We start from the raw sequence: 5,558 nt of genomic DNA, 5'->3' as shown, positions 1-5,558 counted from the left end.
CATTACATGGGGTTTACTGCGTTATTAGTCGAAGATAGTGCCTCTATTGGTGCTATTTATAGTGCTTATTTACATAACGAAGGCGCGAGTGTCACGCATGTGCAATCAGGGCGAGAGGCCTTGCTTGAACTTACTCGTTGGCAACCTGATTTATTGATTTTAGATATTCAGTTACCTGATATGTCAGGCATGGATATTTTAATGGCAGTGCAGCAACGCCATCCCGACATTAGTACTATTATGATCACTGCCCATGCATCTATTGATCTTGCTGTTGATGCGATGCGAGCGGGGGCATTTGATTTCCTCGTTAAACCTTTTGATGCCAAACGCCTTTCGATTACAGTACGTAATGCTCTGAAGCAACGTGAGTTAATTAACTTGGTCGCTAACTATGAAAGTAGTTTACCTAAACATAATTACCAAGGCTTTATTGGTGAGTCGCTGGCGATGCAGGCGGTGTATAAGACCATTGACTGTGTCGCCAGTAGTAAGGCGTCGGTTTTTATTGTCGGCGAGAGTGGCACTGGCAAAGAGGTTTGTGCTCAAGCTATCCATAATTGTGGCATACGCAAAAGTAAACCTTTTGTCGCGCTCAACTGTGCCGCCATACCGAAAGAGTTGATTGAAAGTGAAATATTTGGGCATGTGAAAGGCGCGTTTACAGGCGCAACATCCAACCGTAATGGTGCGGCAACACGCGCGCACGGCGGAACATTGTTTTTGGATGAAATTTGCGAGATGGACCTTGATTTGCAAAGCAAGCTATTAAGATTTATCCAAACGGGTGTATTCCAGCGGGTAGGGGGATCACAAGAAGAGTGTGTGGATATTCGTTTTATTAGTGCTACAAATCGTCAACCTTGGGATGAGGTGAGTGCGGGGCGATTCCGCGAGGATCTGTTTTATCGTTTGCATGTCATCCCCATTGAGCTACCGCCATTGCGCCTGCGTAATAATGACGTATTTTTGATTGCACAGCAATTGCTCATCGATTACAGCAAAGAAGAACAGAAGGCATTTAAAGGCTTTGATAGTGATGCCGTCGCTATGATTAACAATTACGCTTGGCCTGGTAATGTGCGTATGTTACAAAATGTGATCCGTCAAATAGTGGTTTTAAATCATGGCGAACTCGTTACTAGTGCCATGTTACCGATGGAGATACAGCAAACGAATATGGCTGATGGCCAGAAAATAAATCCCTATTTATTAACCTACGATATAGATGCTAATCTAGCGCCTTGCTGTGACATGTTACCTACTTTGCGACCTAATGACAGTGACATGAAATCAACAAAAGCGATCGTCATGAGTCATATTGATAAAAGCATCGTGCCATTATGGCAAAGTGAAAAGCAAATTATTGAAAATGCGATAGCACATTGTAACGGTAATATTCCGAAGGCTGCTGCACTACTCGATATTAGTGCATCGACTATTTACCGAAAGCGGCAGAGTTGGGGATTGGTGATATAAAATAGCTTATCAAGCCTGTGTCGACAGGCCTGATAAGTTTTGGTTTAACCAATAAAGCTAATGTAGCCTTGCAGGATAATTAAGTTAACAATATCAATGAAAAATGCACCGACAATAGGAACGACCATAAATGCCTGTGGTGAAGGACCATAGCGTGATACCAGTGAGCCCATGTTCATTACCGCAGTTGGTGTTGCACCAAGACCAAAACCGCAATGGCCACCGGCAATAATAGCCGCATCGTAGTTTGAGCCCATGACTTTAAACGTTACAAAATATGAGAACAGAGCCAATACCACAGCCTGCACGATTAAAATGGCCAGCAGTGGTAACGCTAAATCAAAAATATTCCATAACTTAAGATTCATCAGCGCCATGGCTAAGAACAGCGATAGGGCGACAGTACCTAGAATATCAACGGCTTCACTGTTTACCTTATAACTTTTGGTTACTTCTGTGGTGTTGGTAAACAGGACCCCTAAAAATAACGCATAAACAAAGTCAGGAATTCTTAACCAGGAGATGTTGAGCAATGAAACGGCTTGTTCTACATAACCCGCGCCAACGACACAGGTTAACAAAATGAATAGCGTCTCGATGACACTTTTACCTGTGATACGATCTTCTTCTAGCTCATTGTAGGTAACAAGTTCAGGGAAACGTTCATGGTGTTTAGTACCAATACCATAGTCGGATTCTAAGTTATTTTTAGCAATCAGGCGCTGCGCAACTGGACCACCGATGATACCACCGATCACTAAGCCAAATGTCGCCGCCGCCATCGCTAGTTCCAGTGTATTAATCCCGTACATGTCATAAAATGTTTGAGACCAAGCTGCACCAGTACCGTGACCACCTGATAAGGTAATTGAGCCAGCGATTAAGCCAAGAACAGGCTCTAAGCCAAGCATGGTCGCTAAGCTAACCCCAATACCGTTTTGAATCATGATGTAGAGCGAAGCGACAGCTAAGAACAAGAAAACTTTTGAGCCACCTTTTAATAATTGGGTGTAACTGGCAGCCAAGCCTACGGTGCTAAAGAACATCAGCATTAATGTGCTTTGTAGGGGTAAGGAGAATTCAAGCGTGATATTTTGAAAATGTAACACGGTAATTATAATTGCGACGATTAATCCACCGACTATCGGTTCTGGGATATTAAAGCGTTGCAAAGCAGGGACTTTTTTATTGACTGTGTGTCCAAGGAACAGTACTAAAAAGGCAGTTAAAAAAGATTCTAGTTCACCAATTGAATAAATAGTATTCATATTACCTCTTGGTTTTTGATCAGCCTGATATGTTGTGTTTAATCTGAAAAGAGTCTGAGTAAACAGCCCATAACGCTGATGTTATGATTGAAAATTGATATTTAATACCGAGCAAATAGTGTGGTGGAGTGAATCCTGACCGTTGATATCCGTAGCCTCATGAGTGATGACTGGATGGTTTGCTCTGAGCGTTAAATACTTATTAAATATATATAAAAATATATTAAATACCGAGGTGCCATACCTAAGTACATAAACAAACTTTTACCCTGTGAACGGTAAAATTTGCAGTTTAGCTATCTATTATGGATAGGTTAATTAAAAAATAGCGCCTGAATATATCATATTTTCATTTTTATTCATTATTTATAGTTAAATAGCGATATTTGAACTACATGAATCACTCATGTTGTTTAAAAAGATCACATAAAAACGGCTGGCTACCACTAATGAGTATATATTTCTTTGTTAAATATCATGCTTGAGTTTCTATATTGGCGGTATGATTGTTGGTTTTATAGTCTAACCCTTGCTTGACCCATTCCAATAAGGTCGATATCTTATGGGCATAAGTAAGTTGTTATATGCTCTAGCAGGATATTAGTGATCACGATGTATGGAATCAATTTTGCAACAATTAAACTATAAGACGCTTGGCTTACTGCCTTTATTATTTTGTTTGAGTTATCAGGTTCAAGCTTCTTCAGAAAGTGAATGTATTGAAAAACAAGTTGCATCTAGCCCACCTGAAGTGACGCTAGGGGAGGTTAGATCTATATGTGCAGCATTGCGTTCTCTCGACGAGGATGGCTCAGTTTTGATCCGAGGGCAAAAGGTGCAAGCCGGTGTGCTGACCAGACGGGTCATTGCAGAGCGTCAAAATGATACGGCTGAGTTTGTACTTACTCCCCACAGAATGAATTATATTTTACCTGCTTATAGTACCAGCGAAGTTAACCCAGAAGTCTATAATGACATTGAGACTTTAGATGATGGTTTTAAGAAGGTTGAATCTAAATTTCAGGTGAGTCTTAAATTACCGTTAAGTTACAGCTCATTGCTGGTTGACGGTGATCGTATCTATGCCGCTTTTACGCTGGAAGCCTGGTGGCAAGTTTATGCAAATGATATTTCGAGCCCCTTCAGAGAAACCAACTACAGACCTGAGTTGTTCTATATTGCCCCGCTTGATTGGCATCCAAATGAGGCTAATACCGCAGTAATGCTGGGCATTGAGCATCAATCCAATGGTCGTTCTGGCAGCCTTTCTCGGTCATGGAATCGGGTTTTCGCAGAGTTTATCTATGAGCAAGGTAATTTCGTCTGGAGTGTCAGACCTTGGTACCGTTTATCTGAAGATGCTAAAACTGACCCTACAAGCCCTAACGGGGATGACAATCCAGATATTACTGACTACATGGGACATGTTGAATATGGCCTCGGTTATGCCTTCGGTAAATATGAATTAAGTGCCAAGATGCGCCAGAACTTTGCTACTAGCAATGGCGCTGTGCAGATTAATTTAACGACCCCTTTGTACGGCAAGTTAAAAGGCTATGTCACCGTATTTAACGGTTATGGTGATAGCCTGATTGATTATAACCATCACCAAACACGCTTCGGTATTGGGGTCGCGCTTAATAATATGTTTTAAGGGGATTAGCCAAACTTTTTCTCATGCGCCTGCAATGTTTTTTCTACTTTTTGTAAGGCTAAGGCAATCTTTTCTGCGATAGATGGTGACATATTTTTGTTACCTCGCAATGTTGACGAATGCGCAGCACATAAGTTTTCAGCATCGCTCCACTGTGCTGTTAGCTGAATCACCCAATCGCGGAAATCTTGCGCTGCCCCTGCTCGTTTCTCTAGTGTTTTTGCTAGCGTCATGTGAAATGCTATTTGCGGTTTCTTGATGACCCCTATGATGCTCGGAAATTCCAAATACATTAAAGTATCATCGACATGAATTGTCTTCGAGGGCTTATGGTAAGCAAGCACTGATGAGAAGTGCAGATTTTCGTTATTGGAAATAAAATCGACACCTGCGGGTACGGAAAATTCAAAGTCATCGGCAAATAGCGTGGCAAAGTCGGCTGATTCCGTGAGCTGTGATTGCCAAGGCAGTTCGGGGAATTTATCTTGATGTCGCTGCGTACCATACAGTTTAGCGTTTGGATATAGCTCATGCACCTTCTTCACATGGATGGTATGAAAAGGGTGTAAATTAATAATGGCGTCGAGGTCCGCACCATGATTGGTTAATGCATCAACTTGGTTTTTTAGCTTACCTTGTAGCGTATAAGCATCTAACAGTACAAACTTACCATTGCTGCAGCGTACTATGGAGGCGTGAGTACCGATATTTAGAATACCGCCTATTTTAAAATTGCCACGTATGTTCCAAAAGTTATCCGCAATATTTAGTATTTTTTCCGTCATGATCTTTGTTCCCTCAATCTCAGTTTAGTGTTTCAAGATACAGCCATTATTTAAAGTGTTAGTTATGTTGCAGGCAATTAGATGTATATATCTATTTGAGTATATTGAAGTTAATTAGTCGCAACAAGGTAAACATCACTATTTTAAAGAAAGCGCGCTGAATATTATTGGTTGGTTTATGTGGCGCAGTTTTTAACGGGCTGTTTAAATTTGAATCGAAGGGATTGCAATTTGTTCATGCTCTCTAGGTAGGCTTGCATGTTTAAACTAACTGCTGCATAATCTCCACATCGAAACAACAGACGGTCTGGCTAACAATATTTAGCGGGATAAGTCGACAGTTAATGGCGGTTGTAGCTCAGTTGGTAGAGC

The 5,558-nt window shown here is 41.2% G+C and carries 4 protein-coding genes; 2 read left to right on the top strand and 2 right to left on the bottom strand.

Features of this window, described 5'->3' with window-relative positions; all coding sequences use genetic code 11:
* Positions 1–6: 6 nt before the first annotated feature.
* Positions 7–1,479: a sigma-54 dependent transcriptional regulator gene (locus tag QNK26_RS17405; protein WP_319225279.1), complete on the top strand. Its 1,473-nt coding sequence runs from the start codon at positions 7–9 to the stop codon at positions 1,477–1,479.
* A gap of 44 nt (positions 1,480–1,523) precedes the next feature.
* On the opposite strand, the gene gltS is transcribed toward QNK26_RS17405, so the two are convergent.
* A complete protein-coding gene (gene gltS, locus QNK26_RS17400; protein WP_319225278.1) occupies positions 1,524–2,747 on the bottom strand; it encodes a sodium/glutamate symporter in 1,224 nt (407 codons plus the stop codon).
* A gap of 628 nt (positions 2,748–3,375) precedes the next feature.
* Between gltS and QNK26_RS17395 the strand changes: the two genes are divergently transcribed.
* Positions 3,376–4,401, top strand: a complete 1,026-nt coding sequence (locus tag QNK26_RS17395) for a phospholipase A (protein WP_319225277.1) — start codon at positions 3,376–3,378, stop codon at positions 4,399–4,401.
* A 5-nt stretch (positions 4,402–4,406) separates the two neighbouring features.
* On the opposite strand, the gene QNK26_RS17390 is transcribed toward QNK26_RS17395, so the two are convergent.
* On the bottom strand, positions 4,407–5,186 hold the full coding sequence (locus tag QNK26_RS17390) for a hypothetical protein (protein ID WP_319225276.1): 780 nt from the start codon (positions 5,184–5,186) through the stop codon (positions 4,407–4,409).
* Between the last annotated feature and the right edge of the window lie 372 nt (positions 5,187–5,558).

This window comes from Moritella sp., assembly GCF_033791185.1.
GTDB lineage: Bacteria > Pseudomonadota > Gammaproteobacteria > Enterobacterales > Moritellaceae > Moritella.
Note: the sequence above shows the minus strand (reverse complement) of the source record. Positions and strands in the feature narration are given on the sequence as shown.